Origin of the sequence: Bradyrhizobium genosp. SA-4 str. CB756, assembly GCF_000473125.1 — a bacterium.
In the GTDB taxonomy this organism is placed as follows: domain Bacteria; phylum Pseudomonadota; class Alphaproteobacteria; order Rhizobiales; family Xanthobacteraceae; genus Bradyrhizobium; species Bradyrhizobium arachidis.
Genome location: NZ_KI421499.1, coordinates 1,638,688 through 1,662,591, shown reverse-complemented (window position 1 = coordinate 1,662,591; position 23,904 = coordinate 1,638,688). Strand labels below are relative to the sequence as shown.

20 protein-coding genes are annotated in these 23,904 nt (G+C 64.9%); 13 read left to right on the top strand and 7 right to left on the bottom strand.

Features of this window, described 5'->3' with window-relative positions; translation table 11 throughout:
* The first annotated feature begins 85 nt into the window (after positions 1 to 85).
* The 3 genes from BRAGE_RS0108050 to BRAGE_RS55735 all read left to right on the top strand — a co-directional run bounded on the left by BRAGE_RS0108050 (position 86) and on the right by BRAGE_RS55735 (position 2,234).
* Complete coding sequence (locus tag BRAGE_RS0108050) at positions 86 to 673, top strand: TetR/AcrR family transcriptional regulator (protein WP_027560104.1); 588 nt, start codon at positions 86 to 88, stop codon at positions 671 to 673.
* A 114-nt stretch (positions 674 to 787) separates the two neighbouring features.
* On the top strand, positions 788 to 2,038 hold the full coding sequence (locus BRAGE_RS0108045; RefSeq protein ID WP_027560105.1) for a multidrug effflux MFS transporter: 1,251 nt from the start codon (positions 788 to 790) through the stop codon (positions 2,036 to 2,038).
* Between the two features lie 55 nt (positions 2,039 to 2,093).
* Positions 2,094 to 2,234 carry a hypothetical protein gene (locus tag BRAGE_RS55735; protein WP_167336490.1) on the top strand — a complete coding sequence of 47 codons (141 nt, stop codon included), beginning with the start codon at positions 2,094 to 2,096 and terminating at the stop codon, positions 2,232 to 2,234.
* A 3-nt stretch (positions 2,235 to 2,237) separates the two neighbouring features.
* Here the strand turns inward: BRAGE_RS55735 and BRAGE_RS0108035 are convergent, their stop codons facing one another.
* Positions 2,238 to 3,833 (bottom strand): glycosyltransferase family 39 protein, encoded by a 1,596-nt coding sequence (locus tag BRAGE_RS0108035; protein WP_051378425.1) that lies wholly within the window; start codon positions 3,831 to 3,833, stop codon positions 2,238 to 2,240.
* Positions 3,834 to 4,005: 172 nt separating this feature from the next.
* Positions 4,006 to 4,920 (bottom strand): LysR family transcriptional regulator, encoded by a 915-nt coding sequence (locus tag BRAGE_RS0108030; RefSeq protein ID WP_035731019.1) that lies wholly within the window; start codon positions 4,918 to 4,920, stop codon positions 4,006 to 4,008.
* A 115-nt stretch (positions 4,921 to 5,035) separates the two neighbouring features.
* On the opposite strand from BRAGE_RS0108030, the gene BRAGE_RS47975 reads away from it, so the two are divergent.
* Both BRAGE_RS47975 and BRAGE_RS0108020 read left to right on the top strand, forming a co-directional pair.
* Positions 5,036 to 6,388, top strand: coding sequence for an MFS transporter (locus BRAGE_RS47975; RefSeq protein WP_051377723.1), 1,353 nt, complete (start codon positions 5,036 to 5,038; stop codon positions 6,386 to 6,388).
* A gap of 324 nt (positions 6,389 to 6,712) precedes the next feature.
* Complete coding sequence (locus BRAGE_RS0108020) at positions 6,713 to 7,132, top strand: RidA family protein (RefSeq protein WP_027560108.1); 420 nt, start codon at positions 6,713 to 6,715, stop codon at positions 7,130 to 7,132.
* Between the two features lie 125 nt (positions 7,133 to 7,257).
* On the opposite strand, the gene BRAGE_RS0108015 is transcribed toward BRAGE_RS0108020, so the two are convergent.
* Positions 7,258 to 8,865 carry an ABC transporter substrate-binding protein gene (locus BRAGE_RS0108015; protein WP_027560109.1) on the bottom strand — a complete coding sequence of 536 codons (1,608 nt, stop codon included), beginning with the start codon at positions 8,863 to 8,865 and terminating at the stop codon, positions 7,258 to 7,260.
* Positions 8,866 to 9,001: 136 nt separating this feature from the next.
* Positions 9,002 to 10,609 carry an ABC transporter substrate-binding protein gene (locus BRAGE_RS0108010; RefSeq protein WP_027560110.1) on the bottom strand — a complete coding sequence of 536 codons (1,608 nt, stop codon included), beginning with the start codon at positions 10,607 to 10,609 and terminating at the stop codon, positions 9,002 to 9,004.
* A 268-nt stretch (positions 10,610 to 10,877) separates the two neighbouring features.
* On the opposite strand from BRAGE_RS0108010, the gene BRAGE_RS0108005 reads away from it, so the two are divergent.
* The 8 genes from BRAGE_RS0108005 to BRAGE_RS0107970 all read left to right on the top strand — a co-directional run bounded on the left by BRAGE_RS0108005 (position 10,878) and on the right by BRAGE_RS0107970 (position 21,288).
* Positions 10,878 to 12,008: a M20/M25/M40 family metallo-hydrolase gene (locus tag BRAGE_RS0108005; RefSeq protein WP_027560111.1), complete on the top strand. Its 1,131-nt coding sequence runs from the start codon at positions 10,878 to 10,880 to the stop codon at positions 12,006 to 12,008.
* A gap of 240 nt (positions 12,009 to 12,248) precedes the next feature.
* Positions 12,249 to 13,190, top strand: coding sequence for an ABC transporter permease (locus BRAGE_RS0108000; RefSeq protein ID WP_027560112.1), 942 nt, complete (start codon positions 12,249 to 12,251; stop codon positions 13,188 to 13,190).
* A gap of 21 nt (positions 13,191 to 13,211) precedes the next feature.
* A complete protein-coding gene (locus BRAGE_RS0107995; RefSeq protein WP_027560113.1) occupies positions 13,212 to 14,099 on the top strand; it encodes an ABC transporter permease in 888 nt (295 codons plus the stop codon).
* Positions 14,100 to 14,249: 150 nt separating this feature from the next.
* Positions 14,250 to 15,899, top strand: a complete 1,650-nt coding sequence (locus BRAGE_RS0107990; protein WP_027560114.1) for an ABC transporter ATP-binding protein — start codon at positions 14,250 to 14,252, stop codon at positions 15,897 to 15,899.
* 235 nt (positions 15,900 to 16,134) lie between these two features.
* A complete protein-coding gene (locus tag BRAGE_RS0107985) occupies positions 16,135 to 17,640 on the top strand; it encodes a M81 family metallopeptidase (RefSeq protein WP_027560115.1) in 1,506 nt (501 codons plus the stop codon).
* 14 nt (positions 17,641 to 17,654) lie between these two features.
* Complete coding sequence (locus tag BRAGE_RS0107980) at positions 17,655 to 18,818, top strand: M20 aminoacylase family protein (RefSeq protein WP_027560116.1); 1,164 nt, start codon at positions 17,655 to 17,657, stop codon at positions 18,816 to 18,818.
* Between the two features lie 2 nt (positions 18,819 to 18,820).
* On the top strand, positions 18,821 to 20,242 hold the full coding sequence (locus BRAGE_RS0107975; protein ID WP_027560117.1) for an amidase: 1,422 nt from the start codon (positions 18,821 to 18,823) through the stop codon (positions 20,240 to 20,242).
* 155 nt (positions 20,243 to 20,397) lie between these two features.
* Positions 20,398 to 21,288, top strand: a complete 891-nt coding sequence (locus BRAGE_RS0107970; RefSeq protein ID WP_027560118.1) for a crotonase/enoyl-CoA hydratase family protein — start codon at positions 20,398 to 20,400, stop codon at positions 21,286 to 21,288.
* A gap of 128 nt (positions 21,289 to 21,416) precedes the next feature.
* Here the strand turns inward: BRAGE_RS0107970 and BRAGE_RS0107965 are convergent, their stop codons facing one another.
* From BRAGE_RS0107965 to BRAGE_RS0107955, 3 genes are all read right to left on the bottom strand, one after another.
* Complete coding sequence (locus BRAGE_RS0107965; RefSeq protein WP_027560119.1) at positions 21,417 to 22,394, bottom strand: NADPH:quinone oxidoreductase family protein; 978 nt, start codon at positions 22,392 to 22,394, stop codon at positions 21,417 to 21,419.
* On the bottom strand, positions 22,394 to 23,002 hold the full coding sequence (locus BRAGE_RS0107960) for a 2-hydroxychromene-2-carboxylate isomerase (RefSeq protein WP_027560120.1): 609 nt from the start codon (positions 23,000 to 23,002) through the stop codon (positions 22,394 to 22,396). Before BRAGE_RS0107960 ends, BRAGE_RS0107965 begins: the two co-directional genes overlap by 1 nt.
* 148 nt (positions 23,003 to 23,150) lie before the next feature.
* Positions 23,151 to 23,852 carry a glutathione S-transferase N-terminal domain-containing protein gene (locus BRAGE_RS0107955; RefSeq protein ID WP_027560121.1) on the bottom strand — a complete coding sequence of 234 codons (702 nt, stop codon included), beginning with the start codon at positions 23,850 to 23,852 and terminating at the stop codon, positions 23,151 to 23,153.
* Positions 23,853 to 23,904: the final 52 nt, after the last annotated feature.

Below are 23,904 nucleotides of genomic sequence, written 5' to 3'. Positions count from 1 at the left end.
GGCCGCTCCTTCCAGGTCGATCAGGGTCCGGAAGTCAGCCACAGCGGCCTTGTCGTGTATACTCACTAGGCAGTATACATTGCCGATGTCCGAGAAGGGTGACAGCACACGTGAGCAGATCGTCACTGCGGCGACGCGCCTGTTCTATGGCGAGGGGATCCGCGCGGTGAGCATGGACGCCGTCGCCGAGAAGGCCGGCGTCACCAAGAAGACGCTCTACTATCACTTCACCAGCAAGGACGAGCTCGTCGCCGCAACCATTGCGGCCAGGGATCAGCCGACGCTGGAGCTCTACAAGCGCTGGTTCGCCGAGACCGACGGCACCGTCGCCGACAAGGTCCGCGGCCTCTTCACAAAGCTCGGACGCTCCGTCGACACGCCGCGCTGGCGCGGCTGCGGCTTCCTGCGCACCATCGCCGAGCTCGCCAACACGCCGGCCCATCCGGCCGTGAAGGCCGGCGCGGCGCACAAGAAGCGTTTCGAAGCCTGGCTGGAGGCGGAGCTGAAGCAACATGGCGTCCCCGGCGCGGCGGCGCTCGCACGCCAGCTCCTGATCCTGCTCGATGGCGCCACCACGGTGATGCTGATCCACCGCGATCTCGCCTATGTCGAGACGGCGGGGCAATTGGCGCTCGGCCTGGTCGAGGCGGCCCGGAAGACAGCTCGCGCCTAGAGCCGCTTCACCAAGTCGTGTCCGCCGCGGTTCCGCCGGCCTGCCATCCCGAAACATGGGTTGTGCGACGCAGCATAACCGCTAGAAGAGCCTCTGATTTCAGAGGTGAGCTGCTTGTCCGACGTCAATGCCGACGATTGGGTGTCCTCCGGACACCGCCCCATGGGTTTTCCCGAATTCGTCATCGTGATCGCGTCCATCATGGCGCTGAATCCGCTTGCGATGGACATGATGCTGCCGGCGCTGCCCAATATCGGGGCAGCCTTCCAGATTCCCGTCGCCAACCATCTCCAGCTCGTGCTGTCGACCTTCCTGATCGGCTTCGGCGCGGGCCAGTTCGTGATGGGGCCGTTGTCGGATCGCTTCGGCCGCCGCCCGGTGCTGCTCGGCGGCATGGCGGTCTATGCGGTGGCGAGCGTGCTGGCGGTTGCCGCGCCCTCGTTCGAGACGCTGCTGCCGGCGCGCGCGCTGCAAGGGCTCGGCACCTCGGCAACGCGCGTGATCGCGACCTCGATCGTGCGCGACTGCTATGTCGGCCGCCGCATGGCGAGCGTGATGTCGCTCGCCATGATGGTGTTCATCGCGGTGCCCGTGATCGCGCCCTCGTTCGGACAGGCGGTGCTGCTGGTGACGGCGTGGCGCGGCATCTTCGTCGTGCTGATGCTCTACGGCCTGCTCGCGCTCGCATGGTGCGTGCTGCGGCTGCCCGAAACCCTCCCCGAGTCGGAGCGCCGGTCGCTGGCGCCGGCCGACGTGCTCTCGGCGTTCCGGCAGACCGTGACCAATCGCCAGACCATCGGCTATGCGACGGCCGCCGGCAGCGTCATCGGCGCGCTGTTCGCCTACGTGTTCTGCGCCCAGCAGGTGTTCACCGGCGTCTATCACCTCGGCCATTACTTCCCGCTCGCCTTCGCCGCGATCGCGGCGGGCACGGCGGTGGCCGGCTTCCTCAATTCGCAACTGGTCGGACGGCTCGGCATGCGCGTGATCTCGCATGGCGCGCTGAGCCTCTATGCCGCGGTGGCCGGCATCATGCTGCTGACGGAAATTCTCGGCGTGCTGCCGCTCTCGCTGTTCATGGTGCTCTCGGCGCTGATGATGTTCTCGTTCGGCATGATGGTCGCCAACTTCACTGCGCTCGCGATGGAGCCGCAGGGCCACATCGCCGGCACTGCGTCCTCGCTCTACGGCTCGATCACGACGCTGATCGGCATCGTGGTCGGCATGGCGATCGGCCAGAGCTTTGACGGCACGCTTCTGCCGTTCTCGATCGGCTTCTTCCTGTCGACGCTCGCCGCGCTCGCGGTCGTGCTGGTGGTGGAAAAGGGACGGCTGTTTCGGCCGCATCATCGTCCCATCGGTTGAGGAACTTCCCGGCGACGGCGATGTTGTACTGCAGCAATTTCGAAAGGCTGCCTCTATGGAACTGGAACATCGCGAAGACCGTACCGACAGGGATGCGCAGGCGGCGAAGCCATCCGTGCCGAATGCCGATCGAACGGCATTCACTCCGCCCTTCGCGAGCGAGGGCCTCGAGCAGGTGCGCGACAGCCACTGCTAAAGCTTAAGGCGCAGGACGCCTGCTGGCACCGAACTCGTCGGCCGCGCTCTCGGGCGCCGCGCCGCTGTCGCGCGGCGGCACCATCAGCACCACGACGTCACGCATCACGCCGGGCCTCCCCCACAGCGTTGCCTGCACGGTGAACTCGCGCCGGACGAAGTGCCCGGCTCGCCCGGACACTGATTCCATCCACCTGCCGCAATGATCCTGGCCGTGGAAACACAGCGCGGCCCAGCCGCGATCGAGCGTCGTCTTGCGCGGCAGGCCCCATTTGTATTGGTACTCGAACGGCCGCGCGTAACGGGGATGGTCAGGGCTGTAGAACGCGGTGGCAAAGGCCAGCGAATCGTCGCCGCTCACGGCACTCAATGGCTCGCCGGTCAGCTCCCGCCATTGCCGCGTCAGCTCGTTTGCCGCCTGCTCGTAGAAATTCCGCCCCTCTTCGTAGCCGTGATTGTTGCGATAGACAGCGTGGATCGGCGCTGCGACGAGGACGGCGGCGAGCGCAACGCCGATGACGATCACCGTGACATTGACGGTGTAGAAGCGCTCGATCGGATAGCGCGCGCCGCAGACGATGAGCACGACGAACAGGAACAAGCCCTGCAGCGCCCATAGCGAGGGCAGATCCGTTCCCATCGCGAGCGACGTCAGCACCGGCAGCACGATCGTGCCGATCGCGACATAGAACAGAAGCCGCAGGCCCGGACTCATGGCCGCGAAATCAGCCGGAAACTGCTTGAGCCGCGTCCCCGCGATCAACACCCAGAGCACCGCGGACACGCCCATGGCCGCCGCCAGCCCCAGCACGAAGTTCTTCACCTCGATGAGCGAGCTTGCGGCATTGCCGTTGGCGTGGGCCATTGCATAGGTGAAGGTCGACGCCCCCGTCGTCGCCAGCCAGTAGATGTGCGGCGACAGCACGGCGAGCCCGGTCACGGCCGATATCCAGGGCGAAGCCGAGCTGAAATAGGCACGCCGCGCCGGATGAGCCAGCGCCGCAAACGCGAAACTCGCGACCAGGAAGATCGAATAATACTTGCCGACCATCGCCAGCGCCGTCGTGCATCCCGCGGCAAACGCCCACAGCGCGGTGCGCGTCTCGAACGCGCGCAGGAAGCAATAAGTCGCGAGCGGCCAGACCGCGAGCAGCACCGAATTGGCATTGAAGCGCTGTGCGTGGAATTGATAGGCCGGCGTCAGCATCAACAGCAGCAGCACCAGGATGCGCTTGTGCCCGGTCACGAACTGCCGCGCGACCAGATCGACGCAGAACAGCGCGAGCCCCGCATTGGCCATCGACATCAATTGCAGCGACCAGTCGCTCAGCGGAAAGACCGCGGTCCAGCTCGCGGCAACCCAGCCCATCAGCGGCGGATGCTTGTGATAGCCGAACGCGAAATTCCGGCCCAGCGTCCAGGCCTCGAGCGTATCGGGATGCAGGCCACCGCCGGCATAGGCGATCGCAAGATAGAGCGTCCAGACCGCAACGAAGCACGCAATGAGAAGCGGCACGGCCCAGCCCGCCTCGACGGCGTCGAGCCAGCGCAGGAATGGCCGGCGCCATCGCGCTGGCGCGCGATCGGACTGTTCGGCCATCGCCTGGAATGCAAAATCGATCGGCACGGGAATCTGATGAACGAAAGTGATGTGCGAGCTGCGCACATCTATTTCAATTCAGAAACAAATAGCAATGATTGGAAACTGGAAGGGTTAAAAGCTGACACGAAGCTGACAAGCCAAAGCGCGCTGCAACGCTTCCGGCGGGCCCCTATTGGACGCGTTCGTCGGCCTCATCCAAAAGCCATGCAACGAATGCCTTCACCCGAGCATCACTTGCCAAGACCGCGGGCCAGCGCACGAGGTGTACCTTCGTCGACGGCATGTCCCAGGTCTCAGGCAGCACGCGCACAAGGCGGCCGTCGACGAGCGCGTCGCGCGCGAGGAGTGAGCGCGTTAGCACGACGCCGCTGCCTTGAAGTGCGGCACCGATCGCCGTCGCCATGTTGGCGTAACGTAGTCCAACCGGCGGCGGCGCGTTGAGGCCAAGTCGCGCGAACCACGTCGACCAGGACCACTCGGTTCCCGCGTTCGCGTCTTCGCCAGCCCCCTTATGGATCAGCGGCAGCGCGGCGATGCGCATCGGGTCGTCGAGCGGCGCGGACGGCAATAGTCGCGCGTGGCAAACGGGGAAGACCTGCTCGCGGAACAACACGCGCTGCGTCGAGGTCTCGCGTGCCTCGTCCTCGAGGAGCCAATGGATCGTGATGTCGAGATCGAGGCGGATCGCTTGCGCCGTGCTCTCGACGATGATCAGTTCGATCGGCGTCGATGGGGCCTTGAACATCGGCAGGCGTGCGACGAGCCAATAGTCCGCGAGCGCCGCGCTGACGCCCACGCGCAGTGGGCCATTGCTGGCCGCAGCGCGGCATCGCGCGCGTAGCTCTCCGAGGCCGGTGAGGAGCTCCGCGAGGCCGGATGCAAGCGCTTCACCCGCGGGCGTCGGCCGCATGCCGCCCGAAGTCCGCGTCAGCAGCGGCAAACCCATAAAGTCTTCCAGACGGCGCAACCGGTGGCTCACTGCGCTCTGCGTCACGCCGAGGTCGCTTGCTGCGGCGGTGACGCTGCCTAGACGGTGCACGGCTTCGAAGGCAATCAGGGCATCGAATGGAGGTTGGGCGGTCATGCCGGCATTATGAAGGAGATTCATGCCGAGTTGAACACTCCGCATACGCCGCGAGCGCAAACCGATGATACCAAGCGGGTTCTGCGCGGCACTTTCCCAGTTCGGCAGAGGATTTGTGAAAACGGCACCCGCCCTATGCGCTCGTGATCTTTCCGTTGCCCTGACACTCGGCCTCGGTGCGTTCTTCACGAATCTCGACGTCACCGCCGTCGTCGTCGCGCTGCCTGCGATGGCGCGTACCCTCAGCTTCGGCATGGACGCGACGGCGTGGGTGATCGATGCGTACTCGCTCGCTTTCACGGGCATGCTGCTCGCGGCTGGGGCAATCGCCGATCGCTTCGGTCGCCGCCGCGCGTTGCTGAGCGGCAATGTGATCTTCCTTGTCGCTTCCCTTGGCTGCGGCCTTGCCTGGGACGGCCCGTCGTTGTGGCTCGCCCGCGGTCTGCAAGGCGTTGGCGCAGCGTTCGTCGTCACAGGCGCCTTGGCGCTCGTCGCCAGCGCGTTCCCGGATGCTGCCGTCAGAGCGCGTGTGTTCGCCTTGATGGGCGTCGTCTCCGGTGTTGGGATGGCCGTGGGGCCGACGCTCGGTGGCGTGATCACGGCTTGGGCCGGGTGGCGCTGGATCTTCTTCATCAACGTGCCGTTCTGCGTCGCTATGGCCATTGCGGTGCCGCGGTTCGTCGCCGAGAGCCGAGCCGCGGAGAAGCGCCCGCTCGATATTGTCGGCGTTGCCCTGTTGACGACGGCACTCGCGCTGCTGATTGACGCGACGTTGCGCCTACGTGCCGACACGATCGGTGCCGCGAGCCTCGGCGGCGCGGCGCTTCTGCTGTTGGCAGGCTTCGCGCTTCAACAGCGTCGGCGCGCTGTGCCGCTCCTCGACCCGGCCGTGTTCGGGACACCCGCGATGATCGGTGTCGGCCTGCTGCTGATTGCGGTCTCCGTCAGCTACTGGGCCATCCTTGTTTATCTGCCGCCAGCGATGCAGAGCGCATTCGGGTGGCACGCCAATCGTACTGGCCTCGCGCTGCTCGCTGCCACGGCGCCGATGCTCATCGTGCCGCCAATTGGCGGCCACCTCGTGATGCGCATCGGTTGGCGCTGGCACTTTGCACATTCTCTCGCGATACTCGCGGTCGGCAATCTCCTTTTACTTGCATCCCTCTGGCGGACCGATACGGCCGAGACCCTCGTCCTTATGCTCGCGGGCATGGCAGCGATCGGCAGCGGCGCGGCGCTCGCCCACCCGCAACTTTCGGGTGCCCTGCTTGCGCTCGCCCCGCCAGACCGTTCCGGCATGGCCTCTGCCATGACGATCGTGGCGCGACAGGGTGGCTTCGCGCTTGGGATCGCTGCGCTGGCCGTAGTTGGTGGCGGGCAAGCCTTCGAGGCCATTTTTGCTACCGCGGCGTCAACAGCAATCTTGGGCGTTCTTGCAGCAATTTTCCTGCTTCCCGCCGATCGGTGAGCGCATGAAATATGGGTCTGGTTTGACCCGCGACCGTCGGCGATCGGGCTGCCGCGCTCGTAGACGCACTTGCTCCCGGAGATGACATGCTTTCCGGCTCAATGTCCCGAACTTATGCGTCGCCTCTTGTATCCGATGCGTTTGCGGATCGGTAGCTTCCTGCATTATATCGACCGTTGGCTGCCTCGATCTGCGCTACCGCACGCACTTGGTGGCTATTGGAACAAAGCGGACCTCGTCACCAGTTACGTGACGCCGCTGGGTTCATAGATACACGGCCTAGTGGTGGCGCCGCCGACTGGCGCTCTGACCAAGGGAGCCTTCATGAGCCGATCGGTGCATGTTCCTGTCGGAATCTTCGATAGCTTGCGCTACGGTTTCGCGCAGGTTGCTACTGTCCCCACACCGTTGGGCGACGTTGTGTATGTGTCCGGCCAGGTTGCTTGGGACGCAGACCAGAACGTCGTTGGCGCTGGCGACATCGGCAGTCAACTCAGCAAGAGCCTAGAAAATCTTAGCGTTGCGCTGGCATCGGTTGGTGCGAAACTCGATCAGGTGGGTGCGTTGCGGCTCTACATCAAGCAGAGCCATCTACACGAAGGCAAAGCGATTAGCGGCGCCCTCAAAGCGGCGTTCGGCGATAATCCGCCGTGTACAACCTGGATTGGAGTGCCAAGCCTGGCCAAGGATGAGTTCCTCATCGAGGTGGAGCCTTCTGCAGTTTTCCTGGCGCGAAACGGCTGATGCCGATCGTGGCTATGATCGCCGACTGAATTAGACAACACGCTACGACAAGCTGGCAGCGAACTACCTCGCTTTCGTTCAGCTTGCCTCGATCAGGCTATGGCTACGCCTTATCAGTCCACGTCCTACTCGGACTTGTCGATGTTCCAGAACACCGGCGTTGCCGGACCGTCGATCACGCCGGAGAGCGACTTCCGCCACGCGCTCGGCGCCTGATACTGGCCGAGCGGAACGTAGAGCACCTGGTCATAGGTCTCCTTCTGGATCTCGGTCGCGATCTTCTTCTGATCGTCGAGCGAAGCCGCGCGAACGAAAGCGTCCTTGAGTTGCTCGACCTTGGCATCCTCCGCCCAGCCGAACCAGCCGCCCTTCTTGCCTTGCCCGCCGACAGCGATGTTGGAGATCGGGTTCGACACGTCGGCGCTGACCCAGTTGGTGATGAACATGTTCCAGCCGCCCTCTTTCGGGGGCTTCTGGCTGGCGCGCCGGCTCACCACCGTCTGCCAATCGGTGGCCTGCAAGTCGACCTTGAAGCCGGCTTCGCGCAGTTGCTGGGCCACCACGATCGGTTGGGCCTTCAGTGTCAGCACGTCGCCCGGCGCCATGAGCACGACCGGCGTCCCATCGTAACCGGACTCGGCGAGCGCCTTTTTGGCCGCAGCCATGTCGCCGCCCTTGGCGAGGGTCTCACCGCCAACCTCCGTCGCGAACGGCGTGTCGCAGATGAAGACCGCGGCGCAAGCCTTGTAGTACTTGGGATTGCCGATCAGCGCGTCGAGCACGTCCTTCTGGTTGACCGCCATAAGTGCCGCACGGCGGACCTTGACGTTGTCGAATGGCGGATGAAGGAAGTTCATCCGAGCGCCCGTCTGGTAGCCGAACTTGTTCAGGATCTCGAGCTTGAGCTCTTTGTCGGCTTCGATGGTGGGCAACATTTCGATGGCGGGATTTTCCATGAAATCGATGTCGCCCGACTGCAGCGCGTTCAGCGCGGTCTGCGGGTCCGGCATCGTAATCCATTCGACGCGATCGACCTTCGCGACCTTGCCGCCGGCGGTCCAGCTCGCCGGCTCTTTGCGCGGCACGTAATCGGTGTTCTTGACGTAGACCGACTTCACCCCGGGCTGGAATTCCGACTGCACGAACTTGAAGGGGCCGGAGCCGATCTGCTCGGATATCTGCTTGTCCGCCGGCGTCTCGGCGAGACGCTTCGGCATCATGAAAGCCACCCGCGAGGACGGCTTGCCGATCGCTTCCAGCACGAGCGCGTACGGCTCCTTTAGCTTCAGCGTGATGGTCTTGGGGTCGGTCGCCTCGATGCTCGCGGTGAACAGCATCATCTGCTGACCCATGCTATCGACAACGGCCCAGCGCTTCAGGGAGGCAACGCAATCTTCCGCGGTGACCGGCGTACCGTCGTGCCACTTCAAACCGTCGCGCAGCGTGAAGGTGTAGGTCAGCTTGTCGTCGGAGATCTTCCAGTCCGCCATCTGCGGCTGGATCTTGAAGTTCGAATCCGTCGCGATCAGCGTGTCGTAGATCATGTAGCCATGATCACGCGAGATATAGGCGCTGGTGAAAATCGGATCGAGGACGCGCAGATCCGAATGCATCACGGCGGTGATGGTCTTGCCTGCGGCAAGAGCCGGCGAGGCCAGTGCCGAAAGCGCCACGACTGAAATCGCAAGTAGGGAGACGAACGCCCGACGCCGCCGGCGCATGAGTTGGAGCACTGAAATTCTCATGGCAAGTTTTCTTGGGTGGGTCTCTTGGGAAGTTCTCCTGGAAGCTCGTCTGGCGAGCGGCGCCGCTGGTGACAGCGGCGCCGCGTGACGATCGGTACGAAGGGTGCGGGAGCGTGCCCTCGCCTCACTCGGACTTGTCGATGTTCCAGAACACCGGGGTGGCCGGGCCATCGAGCACGCCGGTCAGCGACTTGCGCCAGCCGCTCGGCAGAAGATATTGACCGAGCGGAATGTAGATCACCTGGTCATAGGCTTCCTTCTGGATCTCGGTCGCGATCTTCTTCTGCTCGTCGAGCGAGGCGGCGCGGACGAAGGCGTCCTTGAGCTGCTCGATCTTGGCGTTTTCCGCCCAGCCGAACCAGCCCTTCTTGCCCTGGCCGCCGATCGAGAGATTGGCGATCGGATTGGCGACGTCGGCCGCGACCCAGTTGGTGAAGAACATGTTCCAGCCGCCCTCCTTCGGCGGCTTCTGGCTGGCGCGGCGGCTCACAACGGTCTGCCAGTCGGTCGCCTGCAGGTCGACCTTGAAGCCGGCTTCGCGCAGGAGCTGGGCCGCCACGATCGGCTGCGCCTTCAGCGTGGTGACATCGCCGGGCGCCATGACCACAACTGGCGTGCCGTCATAGCCGGATTCGGCGAGCGCCTTCTTGGCCTCCGCCATGCCGTTGCCCTTGATCAGGGTCTCGGCGCCGACATCGGTCGCGAGCGGCGTGTCGCAGACGAAGAACGCGCCGCAGACCTTCTGATATTTGGCGTTGCCGATCAGCGCGTCGAGCACGTCCTTCTGGTTCATCGCCAGGAAGGCGGCGCGGCGCACCTTGACGTTGTCGAAGGGCGGATAGAGGAAGTTCATGCGCCCGAGCGTCTGGTATCCGAACTTGTTGGAGACGTCGATCGTGAGCTCCTTGTTCGCCTCCAGCACCGGCAGCATGTCGTAGGGCAGATTTTCCATGAAATCGATGTCGCCCGACTGCAACGCGTTCACGGCCGTCTGCGAGTCCGGCATCGTGATCCACTCAACGCGGTCGACCTTCACCACCTTGCCGCCCGAGGTCCAGCTCGACGGCTCCTTGCGCGGCACGTAGTCGGTGTTCTTGACGTAGACCGCCTTCACACCCGGCTGGAATTCCGACTGCACGAACTTGAAGGGGCCGGAGCCGATCTGCTCGGGGATCTGCTTGTCCGGCGGCGTCTCGGCAAGACGCTTCGGCATCATGAAGGCGACGCGCGACGAGGGCTTTCCAATGGAGTCCAGCACGAGGCCGTAGGGCTCCTTCAGCTTCAGCGTGATGGTCTTGGCGTCGCTCGCCTCGAGGCTCGCGGTGAAGTCCATCAGCTTCTGGCCCATGCCGTCGACGGCTGCCCAGCGCTTGAGCGAGGCGACGCAGTCTTCCGCCGTCACCGGCGCGCCGTCATGCCACTTCAGGCCGTCGCGCAAGATGAAGGTGTAGGTGAGCTTGTCGTCGGAGACCTTCCAGTCCGCCATCTGCGGCTGGACCTTGAAGTTCGAATCGGTGGCCACCAGCGTGTCGTAGACCATGTAGCCATGGTCGCGCGTGATATAGGCCGTGGTGAAGATCGGATCGATGATGCGCAGGTCCGAATGCATCACGGCCGTGATGGTCTTGTCGGCCGCAAGCACTGGCGACGCCAGGCCGACCGAAAGCGCGACGACCGACAGCGCAAGTTTGGAGGCGAACGCGCGAGGCCTCCGGCGCATGAAGTGGAACATGGAAAGTTTCTCCTGACGTGAAACTGTTCAAAGGCAGGTTATTGGTTGAGCATCCGGTCCGTTCTTTGGGCGAACCAACCTCATGCAATGCCTTTATCTTTTCGAGACTTGCAGACAGTCTTGAGCGCGTCAATCCGGTTTCACTGCAAGCCCTGGCGGCGCGCGCACGGGCTCCACAAGGATCGGTTTGGCTCTACAACTCTCTCCGCTCGTCCCACTGCACCGATGCAATGTGCGTTCCATCTTTCGAAGCCTGAGAGACATTGAGATGAATCCAGCCAATCTTCCCTTCGATTCCGAGGCCATGCTCGAGGGCCTGCGCACCTGGGTGGAATGCGAAAGCCCGACCTGGGACGCGAACGCTGTGAACCGCATGCTCGATATCGCAGCGCGGGATATGGCGATCATGGGTGCGACGATCGAACGCATCGCCGGCCGCCAGGGTTTCGGCGGCGTCATCCGCGCGCGCTTCCCGCACCCGAAGCAGGGCGAGCCGGGCATCCTGATCGCCGGCCACATGGATACCGTCCACCCTGTCGGCACCATCGAGAAGCTGAAATGGCGGCGCGAGGGCAAAAGGTGCTACGGCCCCGGCATCTACGACATGAAGGGCGGCAACTACCTCTCGCTGGAAGCGATCCGGCAGCTGGCGCGCGCCGCCTTCACCACGCCACTTCCGATCACCGTGCTGTTCACGCCGGACGAGGAGGTCGGCACACCCTCGACGCGAGACATCATCGAGGCGGAAGCCGCGCGCAACAAATACGTGCTGGTGCCTGAGCCCGGCCGCGCCGACAACGGCGTCACCACCGGACGTTACGCCATCGCACGATTCAATCTCGAGGCGACGGGCCGGCCGAGCCACGCCGGTGCGACATTGTCGGCAGGACGCTCGGCGATCCGCGAAATGGCGCGGCAGATCCTCGCCATCGACGCGATGACGACGGAGGACTGCACCTTCTCGGTCGGCGTCGTGCATGGCGGACAATGGGTCAATTGCGTTGCCACGACCGCGACCGGCGAAGCGCTCTCCATGGCCAAGCGCCAGGCCGACCTCGATCGCGGCGTCGAGCGGATGCTGGCGCTATCGGGCACCACCAACGATGTCGCCTTCAAGGTCACGCGCGGCGTGACGCGTCCGGTGTGGGAACCGGATGCCGGCACCATGGCGCTCTATGAAAAGGCGCGCGGCATCGCCAAGTCGCTCGGCGCCGAGCTGCCGCATGCGAGCGCCGGCGGCGGTTCCGACGGCAACTTCACCGGCGCGATGGGGATTCCGACGCTCGACGGCCTGGGCGTGCGTGGCGGCAACGGCCACACGCTGGAGGAGTATATCGAGGTCGAGAGCCTGGTCGAGCGCGGCCGGCTGATGGCGGGGCTGCTGGCGACGCTGGACTGATGGGGGTCATCATTCCGGGGCGATGCGTTGGTTCGTAGGGTGGGCAAAGGCGCTCTTGCGCCGTGCCCACCATTTCCGTCCGGTGGGCACGCTTCGCTTTGCCCACCCTACGAAGACCGCTGAGAAGACCGGCCCTGCAAAACCTGTGGCCCGGATGGCACGGGAATTGCTGAAATGTTAGGCTGATGGCAACCTGCCGAAGGCCCTGCCGCAATTTGTCTCTAATCTGACGGATCCAACTTGCTGGGATATCTCGTTCGCCGAATTTTCGCCGCCGTGCCCGTGATGGGCGTCGTGGCGCTGTTCGTCTTCCTCCTGCTCCGCCTCACCCCCGGCGATCCCGCCGCGATTCTCGCCGGTGACAACGCGACGCCGGAACGGCTGGAGCGCATCCGCGCCTCGCTCGGCCTCAACGAGCCGCTGATCGTGCAGTTCATCACCTGGGTGAACAAGCTCTTGCACGGCGACCTCGGCACATCGCTGATCTCCAACCTGCCGGTGCTGAAGATGATCGGCCAGCGCGTCGAGCCGTCGATCTCGATCGCGCTGTCGACCATCATCCTCGCCGTCATCGTCGCCGTGCCCCTGGGCGTGATCGCGGCGTGGAAGCACGGCACCTGGATCGACCGCTTCGTGATGGGCCTGTCGGTGCTCGGCTTCTCGGTGCCGGTGTTCGTGGTCGGCTACATCCTGATCGAGGTCTTCGCGATCGACCTGCGCTGGGTGCCGGTGCAGGGCTTCAAGAGCATCTCGAACGGCTTCGGTCCGTTCTTCGAGCGCATCATCCTGCCGACCTGCGCCCTGTCCTTCATCTACATCGCGCTGATCGCGCGCATGACGCGGGCGGCGATGCTCGACGTGCTCGGTGAGGACTACGTCCGCACCGCACGCGCGAAGGGCATCAACGAGGTCGCCGTGATGATGCGGCACGCGCTGCGCAACGCCGCCGTGCCCGTGATCACCGTGATCGGCACCGGCTTTGCGCTGCTGATCTCCGGCGTCGTCGTCACCGAGAGCGTGTTCAACATCCCCGGCATCGGCCGCCTCACCGTCGATGCGGTGCTGGCGCGCGACTATCCGGTGATCCAGGCGATGATCCTGTTGACCTCGCTGATCTATGTCGTCGTCAACCTCCTGATCGACGTCGCCTACACGCTGCTCGATCCCCGGATCCGGTACTAGGGCTTAAGGATAACAACAACGATGTCTGTCGATAGCCTTCCCCGGTCCTCCATTCCGATCACCTCGCCGCTGCGGCCACGGTTCGGATTCCTCACCTCGACGCCGATCATCGCGGCGGCCACGGTGCTGCTCGCCCTGATCGTGCTGATCTCGATCCTGGCGCCGCTGATCGCGCCACACGACCCGATCCAGCTTGCGCCCTCGCAGCGGCTGAAGCCGTCCTCGGCGCAGTACCTGCTCGGCACCGACGCCTATGGCCGTGACCTGTTGTCGCGCGTCATCTATGGCGGGCGGGTCTCGCTGCTGATCGGCATCGGCTCGGCGATCCTGTCGATCGCCATCGGCCTTTCGATCGGCCTCGTCTCCGGCTTCTTCAAGCTGGTCGATGCCGTCATGATGCGCATCATGGACGGCCTGATGGCGATGCCGAGCATCCTGCTCGCGATCGCCGTGGTGTCCCTGTCTGGCGCCAGCATCTGGACCGTGCTGGTCGCGATCACCATCCCCGAAATTCCGCGCGTGGCGCGCCTGGTGCGCTCGGTCGTGCTGTCGGCACGCGAAGAGCCTTATGTCGAGGCGGCGATCTCGGTCGGCTCGTCCTTGCCGAAGATCATGTGGCGGCACCTGATGCCGAACACGATCGCACCGCTGATCGTCCAGGGCACCTATGTCTGCGCCTCCGCGATCCTGACCGAGGCCATCCTGTCCTTCCTCGGCGCCGGCATCTCGCCGGAGACGCCGACCTGGGGCAACATCATGGCCGAGGGCCGCCAGTACTTCCAGATCAAGCCATCGCTGATCTTCTGGCCGGGCCTTTTGCTCTCGATCGCGATCCTCAGCATCAACCTGATCGGCGACGCCGCCCGCGACGCTCTCGATCCCCGCATGAAGCAGCGGGAGGGGAAGTGAAACCAATACCGCTGTCATTCCGGGGCGCGACGAAGTCGCGAGCCCGGAATCCATTTCACCACCAACACTGCGGCCCGATGGATTCTCAGGTGCGCAATTGCGCACCGTAGTTCGCGCTGCGCGCGCCCAATGACGGCGGAGAGAATTGAAGTGACCAACACCGTCCTCGACATCAACAACCTCGTCGTCTCCGTCGGCAAGAGGCCGGGCGGCGCGAAGATCATCGACGGCATCTCGATCCAGGTGCGCGAGCGCGAGACGCTGTGCCTCGTCGGCGAAAGCGGCTCGGGCAAGTCGGTGACCTCGCTCACCACCATGGGCCTGTTGCCGAAGGGCACGCTGGTGCCGACCTCCGGCAGCATCAAGCTGGTCGGCGAGGAGCTGCTCACCGCGACCGACCGCCGCCTGCGCCAGCTACGCGCGACGCAGATGGCGATGATCTTCCAGGAGCCGATGACCGCGCTCAATCCGGTCGTGCCGGTCGGCCGCCAGATCGACGAGGTGCTGCGCGCCCACACCGATCTCGACGCCAGGGCGCGCAAGAAGCGCATCCTCGACATGATGGAGCAGGTCCGCCTGCCCCAGGTCGAGCGCATCTTCGCCTCCTACCCGCACCGCCTCTCCGGCGGCCAGCGCCAGCGCATCATGATCGCGATGGCCCTCGTGCTGGAGCCGAAGCTGCTGATCGCGGACGAGCCGACCACCGCGCTCGACGTCACCACGCAGAAGCAGATCCTGACATTGATCCGCGACCTCCAGCGCGATCACGGCACCGCCGTCTTGTTCATCACCCATGACATGGGCGTGGTCGCCGAGATCGCCGACCGCGTCGCGGTGATGCGGCAGGGACGGCTGGTCGAGACCGGCCCGCTCGAGACCGTGCTGCGCAAACCATCGATGGACTACACCCGCAATTTGCTGGCGTCGGTGCCGAGCCTGGTGCCGCGGTCGCCGCGCGAGGAGAGCCGCGAGCCCGTCGTGCTCGAGACCAACGACCTCAGCAAGATCTACAAGGAGCGCGCCTTCTTCGGCAAAGGCCGCGAGGTCGTCGCCGCCGACAAGGTGACGCTGACGCTGCGCAAGGGCCGCACGCTCGGCATCGTCGGCGAGAGCGGCTCGGGCAAGTCGACCGTGGCGCGCTGCATCGTGCGCCTGATCGATCCGACCTCCGGCGGCGTGCGACTTGCCGGCCGCGAGATTTCGGACATCTCGCGCCGCCTGCTCCAGCCGCACCGGCAGAAGATCCAGATCGTGTTCCAGGATCCCTACCGCTCGCTCAACCCGCGCGTCACCGTCGGCGAGAGCATCGCGGAAGGGCCGATCAATTACGGCGTCTCGCACGCGGATGCGATGAAGCGCGCCCGCGAATTGCTCGAGCTCGTCGGCCTGCCGGCCGACGCGGTGTCGCGCTATCCGCACCAGTTCTCCGGCGGCCAGCGCCAGCGCATCGCCATTGCGCGCGCGCTCGCGCTCGATCCGGACGTGCTGGTCGCGGACGAAGCGGTCTCCGCGCTCGACGTCTCGGTGCAGGCGCAGGTGCTGGAACTGCTGGACGAGATCCAGAAGCGGCTCGGCATCGCCATCCTGTTCATCACCCACGACTTGCGCGTCGCCGCGCAAATCTGCGACGAGGTCGTAGTGATGCAGCACGGCCGCGTGGTCGAACAGGGCCCCGCCGCCGAGGTGCTGACGCATCCAAAGGAGGCTTATACCAAGGCGCTCCTCGACGCCGCCCCCGGCCGCAACTGGGATTTTGCGAACTTCCGGCCGGTGTCGGAGGGCGTGGCGGCCAGCGTGTAATCTCTCCACTGTCATTCCGGGGCATCGCGAAGCGATGAGCCCGGAATCCATCGCGCGGCAGAGTCTGCCGCCTGATGGATTCCGAGCTCGCGCCAAGTGGCGCGCCCCGGAATGACGGCGGAGCAGCATTCCCAAAACAGCTTGACCCTATGCATGGCGCGATTGCTTCCCGCCTTGCTCTCTCCTCAAGGCCAAGGCTAACGTCGCGCCTTCTTGATCGACTGGACCTGAATTGATGACACGTATCGCCGTCGGCGGCTTCCTGCACGAGACCAACACCTTCGCCCCGACCAAGGCGACGTTCGCCGACTTCCAGCATGGCGGCGGCTGGCCCGCGATGACCGAAGGCGCCGACGTGCTGAAGGTGATGCGGCGCATCAATGTCGGCCTTGCCGGCTTCGCCGACAGCACCGAGGCCAATGGCTGGGAACTCATTCCGACCATCGCCTGCGGCGCGAGCCCGTCCGCCCACGTTACCAAGGACGCCTTCGAGCGCATCGTGAAGGTCATGGTCGACGGCATCAAAGCCGCCGGCCCGATCGACGCCGTCTATCTGGACCTGCACGGTGCCATGGTGACCGAGCATCTCGACGACGGCGAAGGTGAAATCCTGGCGCGCGTGCGCCGCGTCATCGGCAAGGATGTTCCGCTGGTCGCAAGCCTCGACCTGCACGCCAACGTCACGCCCGAGATGATGGAGCATGCCGACGCGCTGATCGCCTACCGCACCTATCCCCATGTCGACATGGCCGACACCGGCCGCGCCGCCGCGCACCATCTCGCGCTGCTGCTGAAGACGAAGCAGCGCTTTGCCAAGGCGTTCCGGCAATTGCCGTTCCTGATCCCGATCAGCTGGCAGTGCACCAACGACCAGCCGACCAGGGGCATCTACCAGAAGCTCGCTAGCCTCGAGAGCGATGCGGTTCCCACCCTCTCCTTCGCGCCCGGCTTCCCCGCCGCCGATTTCCGCGACTGCGGCCCGAGCGTGTTCGCCTATGGCAGGACGCAAGCCGACGCCGACCGCGCGGCGGACACGATCATCAAACTGATCGAAAGCCACGAGGACGATTTCGACGGCAAGATCTGGTCGCCCGACGACGGCGTGCGCCACGCCATGGAACTTTCGAAGACCGCGAGCAAGCCGATCATCATCGCCGACACCCAGGACAATCCCGGCGCCGGCGGCGATTCCGACACCACCGGCATGCTGCGCGCGCTGGTGCGCAACAAGGCGAGCGCTGCGACCGGCGCGATCTACGATCCGGAATCGGCCAGGGCTGCGCATGCGGCCGGCGTCGGCGCCACCGTGACGCTGTCGCTCGGCGGCAAGTCCGGCATTCCCGGCGACGAGCCCTATCGCGAGACCTTCGTGGTCGAACAACTCTCCGACGGCCGCTTCATCGCGCCCGGCCCCTATTATGGCGGCCGCGAGATGGAGATGGGCCCCTCCGCAGCCTTGCGCATCGGCGACGTCCGCGTCGTCGTCTCCTCGCACAAGGCGCAGCTCGCGGACCAGGCGATGTACCGCTATGTCGGCATCGAGCCGACGCAGGAGAAGATTTTGGTCAACAAGAGCTCGGTGCATTTCCGCGCCGACTTCGAGCCGATCGCGGAAAAGCTGATGATCTGCGCCGCGCCCGGCGCGATGCCGGCCGATACCGCCTCGCTGCCCTGGACGCGCCTCCGTCCGGGCATCCGCATCAAGCCGAACGGCCCCGTCTTCAATCCTCCTTCACGCTAACCGGACAGGAACCCATGCCCACGATCGACCGCATCGACGGCTACGCCGACGAACTCACCGCCATCAGGCGCGACCTCCACGCCCATCCCGAGATCGGCTTCGAGGAAGTGCGGACGTCCGGCATCGTCGCCGACAAGCTCACGAGCTGGGGCATCGAGGTGCATCGCGGTCTCGGCGGCACCGGCGTGATCGGCGTCATCAAGGGCAACGGTTCGGGCAGCAAGCGCATCGGCCTGCGCGCCGACATGGACGCGCTGCCGATGGAAGAGAACACCAATCTGAAATGGAGCTCGAAGATCCCTGGCCGCTTCCACGGTTGCGGCCATGACGGCCACACCACCATTCTGCTCGGCACCGCGCGCTATCTCGCCGAGACCCGGAATTTCGACGGCACCGTGCATCTGATCTTCCAGCCGGCCGAGGAAGGCCTCGGCGGCGCCCGCGCGATGATCAAGGACGGGCTGTTCGAGAAGTTTCCGTGCGACGAACTCTACGGCCTGCACAACGCGCCCGACCTCAACCATGGCGAGATCGCGATCCTGCCCGGCCCCGCGATGGCCGGCGCCGACTTCTTCGATCTCCGCATCACCGGCTATGGCGCGCATGGCGCGATGCCCGAGCGCTCCAAGGACGCGGTGATCATCGCCACCACGCTGGCGCAGGCGATCCAGACCATCGTCAGCCGCAACGTCGACCCGCTGCAGGCCGCCGTCATCTCGATCACCCAGATTCATGCCGGCTCGGCCTACAACGTCATTCCCGGCGATGCGCATCTGTGCGGCACGATCCGGACCTTCTCCAATGAAGTCCGCGCCCTGATCGCCGAACGCATCCGCACGATCTGCGCCGGCGTTGCGGCCGCCTATCAGTGCGAGATCGAGGCCGACATCCGCGACACCTTCGGCGTGCTGGTCAACCAGGTCGAGCAGTCCAAGGTGGTCGAGGAGGTCGCGCGCACTGTGGTCGATCCGGCCAACGTGATCACCCGCGCCCAGCCGAAGATGGGCAGCGAGGATTTCGCCGACATGCTGCAGACCATTCCCGGCGCCTATTTCTGGGTCGGCCATGACGGCTCGGTGCCGGTGCACAATCCCGGCTTCGTGCTCGACGACAAGATCCTGCCGATCGGTGCCAGCATGTTCGCCCGTATCATCGAAACGCGCATGCCGGTGAGCTAGCAATGCATAAAAAGAGCGTCGAAGAGGCCGTCACCTCGCTGCACGATCTGTCCGCGGTCGACCTGATCGCGGGCTATCGCGCAAAACAATTCTCGCCGAGCGAGGTGCTGGAGGACGTGCTCGCGCATGTCGCTGCGTGGGAGCCGCACCTGAAGGCGCTCTATGCATTCGATCCCGACAGCGCGCGCGAGGTCGCCAAGGCCTCGACCGCGCGCTGGACCGGCGGCGAACCCTCGGGCCCGCTCGACGGCGTGCCGGTTACGGTCAAGGACAACATCGCCACCAAGGGCGTGCCGGTGCCGCTGGGCGCGGCCTCCGTCAAGCTTGTGCCAGCCGAGAAGGACGCCCCGCCCGCCGCGCGGTTGCGCGAGGCAGGCGCGGTGATCTTCGCCAAGACCACCATGCCCGATTACGGCATGCTGTCCTCGGGGCTCTCCTCTTTCCATGCGCTCGCGCGCAATCCTTGGGACCTCTCCAAGAATCCCGGCGGCTCCAGCGCGGGCGCGGGCTCTGCTGCGGCGGCCGGCTACGGCCCCTTGCATCTCGGCACAGATATCGGCGGCTCGGTGCGCCTGCCCGCGGGCTGGTGTGGCCTCGTCGGCCTGAAGCCGAGCTTTGGCCGCGTGCCGATCGATCCCACCTATGTCGGCCGCGTCGCCGGTCCGATGACCCGCACGGTCGATGATTGCGCGCTGATGATGAGCGTGATCGCAAAGCCCGACCGGCGCGACGGCATGAGCCTGCCCGCCGAGCCGCTCAACTGGAAGGGACTGGAGAAGTCGCCGCGAAAACTGCGCATCGGCCTGATGCTCGATCCCGGATGCGGCATGGCGCTGGAGAAGCCGGTGCGCGAGGTCGCGGTGAAGGCCGCGAAGGCATTCGAGTCCGCAGGCAGCGTCGTCACCGAAGTCGACGGCATCCTCACCCGCGAGATGCTCGACGGCCTCGACAATTTCTGGCGCGCGCGGATGTGGGACGACCTCGCCAAGTTGACGCCGGCCGAACAGGCAAAAGTGCTGCCCTACATCTTCAAATGGGGCGAGTCCGGCGCGAAATTGTCGGGCGTCGACGTCATCCGTGGCTTCAACCAGACCATGGCCATCCGCGCTGCGGCGTCAAAGCTGTTCTGCGAGCTCGACTACGTGATCTCGCCGACCGCGCCGAACGTGAATTTTCCGGCGGAATGGGCCTCACCGATCAACGATCCCATGAAGCCGTTCGAGCACATCGCCTATACCGTGCCGTGGAATATGTCGGAGAACCCGGCCGTCTCCATCAATGGCGGCTTCGATGCCAAGGGTTTTCCCATCGGCGTGCAGATCGTCGGACGCCGCTTCGACGATATCGGCGTGCTCGGCATGGCCAAGGCCTTTGAGGGCCTGCGCGGAACGCAGCGGCCCTGGCCGAAGCCGCCGGCTCATTAAACGCACCGTCATTCCGGGTTGCGCCCTCTTGGCGCAAGCCCGGAATCCATTCATGGGCGCTACTGGCGCGGAGAGATGGATTCCGGGCTCGCGCTTCGCGCGCCCCGGAATGACGTGCTAGAGAAAACGACAAAGAGACAAGGGAAGGACCCCCCATGGCGTATGAGACGATCAAATACGAGGTCGCCGAGCAGATCCTCACCATCACGCTGAACCGGCCCGACAAGCTCAACGCCTTCAACGCTCAGATGCAAGCCGAGCTGATCGACGCGTTCGACGCCGCCGACAAGGACGACAATGTCCGCGCCATCATCGTCACCGGCGCCGGCCGCGGCTTTTGCGCGGGCGCCGATCTGTCGTCAGGCGCCGACACGTTCGATCGCGACGCGCGGCGCGGGCCGGTGAAACGTTTCGCCGACGGCAAGGTCGATTACAGCGATCCGCAGGTGCGCGACGGCGGCGGCCAGGTGACCTTGCGCATCTTCAAGTGCCTGAAGCCCGTCATAGCCGCGGTGAACGGCCCTGCCGTCGGCATCGGCGTCACCATGCAGCTTGCGATGGACATCCGCATTGCATCCGACGCCGCGCGGTTCGGCTTCGTGTTCTCCCAGCGCGGCATCGTGCCGGAGGCGGCATCGAGCTGGTTCCTGCCGCGCATCGTCGGCATCTCGCAGGCGCTGGAATGGTGCTACTCGGGCCGCGTCTTCCCCGCGCAGGAAGCCCTCGCCGGACACCTCGTCAGCAAGGTCGTAGCTCCCGATGATCTGCTCCCCACCGCCCGCGCGCTCGCCAAGGAGTTCGCCGCCAAGACCGCCCCGGTCTCGGTGGCGCTGATCCGCCAGATGATGTGGCGCATGATGGGCGCCGACGATCCTATGGAGGCCCATAAGGTCGACAGCCGCGGCATCTACACCCGCGGCCGCTCGGACGATGTGAAGGAAGGCGTGGTCTCGTTCCTGGAGAAGCGCCCGGCGCAGTTCAAGAACAAGGTGTCGAGCGATATGCCGGACTATTTCCCGTGGTGGACGGAGCGGGAGTATAAGTGAGGCTTTCGCGACTTCTCGTAGGGTGGGCAAAGCGAAGCGTGCCCACGTTCTTTCGTTATCATTGAGAGATGGTGGGCACGGCGCAAGAGCGCCTTTGCCCACCCTACGGCACCGTCACCACGGCACCGTCACTGCATCACCAGCGCCACGCGCCCGATCGCCTTGCGATCCAACAACAGCCGCATCGCTTTTGCGTAATCGTCCAGCGGGAGGCGATGTGAGATGTTGGGACGGAGCTTGCCCTCCTCCGCCCACTGCAAGAGCGCCTTCAGGCGCACCTCGCCCAGCGCGGGGTTCTTCCGCACGGCTTCGCCGGCGCGCACCCCTAACACGCTGGCGCCCTTGATCAGCAGCAGGTTGGTCTTGGCCGAACCGATACCGCCGGTAAAACCGATCACCAGGAGCCGCGCGCCCCAGGCGATGCAGCGCATCGAATCTTCAAAGACCTGACCGCCGACGGGATCGAACACCACGTCCGCGCCGCGGCCGTCGGTGATGCGCTTGACGGCATCGCGGAACGGCTCGCGGTCGTAGCGCACGAGGTGATCGGCACCGCGCGATTTTGCGATCGCGAGTTTCTCGTCGCTGGAGGCGGTCGCGATCACGGTTGCGCCGAGCATCTTGCCGATCTCGACGGCTGCAAGGCCGACGCCGCCGCCGGCGCCGTGCACCAGCAGCACCTCGCCGGGCTCGACCCGGCCGCGATCGATCAGCGCGTGATAGGCGGTGCCGTGGCCGGCGAGATACGTCGCGGCCTCTGCGTAATCGAAGGTGGACGGCATCGGCGTGAGCTGCGCCGGCGTCACCACGGCCTCATCGGTGAAAGCGCCGTGGCGCATTTTCACGATGACCTTGTCGCCGACGGCAACGCCCCTCGCCTCCGCACCGACCTCGGTGACGTCGCCGGCGGCTTCCATGCCAGGCGTGAACGGCAGCTCCGGCTTGAGCTGATATTCGCCGGCCGCCATCAGCACATCAGGGAAATTCAAACCAGCGGCACGGATCGCAACGCGCACCTCGCCCGGCTTCAGGACGCGCGACGGAAACTCCTCCAGCCGCAAGGTTTCGGGCGCGCCGAGCGCGCGGCAGACAACAGCGCGCACCATCAGGCCGCGCTCGCCTTGCTGCGCAGCAGAGCCTCGCGGATCAGCGGCAGGCGATCATTGCCGAAATACATGTCGGTCTTGTTCACGAAGATGGTCGGCGAGCCGAAGCCGCCGCGCGCCACGACCTCCTCCGTATTGGCCTTGAGCTGATCCTTGATGCCCTGCTCGGAAATGCCAGCGAAGAACTTTTGCTCGTCGATCCCGACCTTCTTGCAGATCTCAGCCAGCACCGCGTCCTGCGAGATGTCTTTGTCGCCGCCCCAATAGGTCTCGAACACTGATGTCGCGAACGGCACCATCTCCTTACCGAGCCAGATGCAGCCGCGCATCGCTTTGACGCTGTTCACCGGAAACACCGTCGGCGGCATCTTGATGGCGAGGCCCGCCGAGCGCGCCCAGTCGGAGAGGTCCTTCTTCATATAGCGCGCCTTCAGCGGCACCGGCGTCTCGCGCTGCGCGTAGACGCTTGGGTTGACCGTGTTGAAGATGCCGCCGACCAGGATCGGCCGCCAGACGATCTCGGCGCCAAGCTCCTTTGCCAGCGGCTGGATGTTGTGGAAGGCGAGATAAGTCCAGGGGCTGGAGCAGTCGAAGAAGAATTCGATCATGGCGTTTCCTTTGTCTGTCTGTCATTCCGGGATGCGCCGCAAGGCGCAGGCCCGGAATCCATTTCGCCTGTTGTTCTGCGGCCCGATGGATTCTCAGGTGCGCAATTGCGCACCGTAGCTCGCGCTTCGCGCGCCCCCGGAATGACGGCTACTTCCTTCCCAGCACTTCCTTAGCCCGTTGCCCGAACATGATCTTGCGTGATTCCTCGTCGAACGGCTCTTTCACGAATTTTCCAATCGCAAGCCCTGCCTGCACCTGCGGCCGGGCGCGCACCTCAGCGTACCAGCGCCTCACGTTCGGATAGTCGTCGAGGGTAAAACCCTGCGCCTTGTGGGTCATGGTCCAGGGAAAGCAGGCGATGTCGGCGATGGAATAGTTGCCGGCGAGATAGGCGCCGGTCTTGCCGAGCTGCCGGTCGAGCACGCCATAGAGCCGCGCCGCCTCGTCGCGGTAGCGCTCGATCGCGTAGGGAATTTTCTCTGCCGCATAGAGCGCGAAATGACCGTGCTGGCCGAGCATCGGCCCCAGCCCTCCCATTTGCCACATCACCCATTGGATGGTGGTGGAGCGGCCGCGCAGATCGGTGGGTAGGAAACGGCCGGTCTTCTCCGCCAGATAGATCAGGATTGCGCCGGTCTCGAACGCCGAGAACGGCGCACCGCCATCGGCCGGGTCATGATCGACGATCGCGGGAATGCGGTTGTTGGGGGAGATCGCCAGAAACTCGGGGCTGAACTGCTCGCCGGCGCGGATATTGACCGGCTTCACGGTGTAGGGAAGCCCGAGTTCCTCCAGCATGATCGAGATTTTCCAGCCGTTCGGCGTCGGCGCATAATAGAGGTCGATCATGACCTGTCCTCTGGCCTTTCCTTTGGGCCTTTCCCTTCGGCCTTCCCTGGCG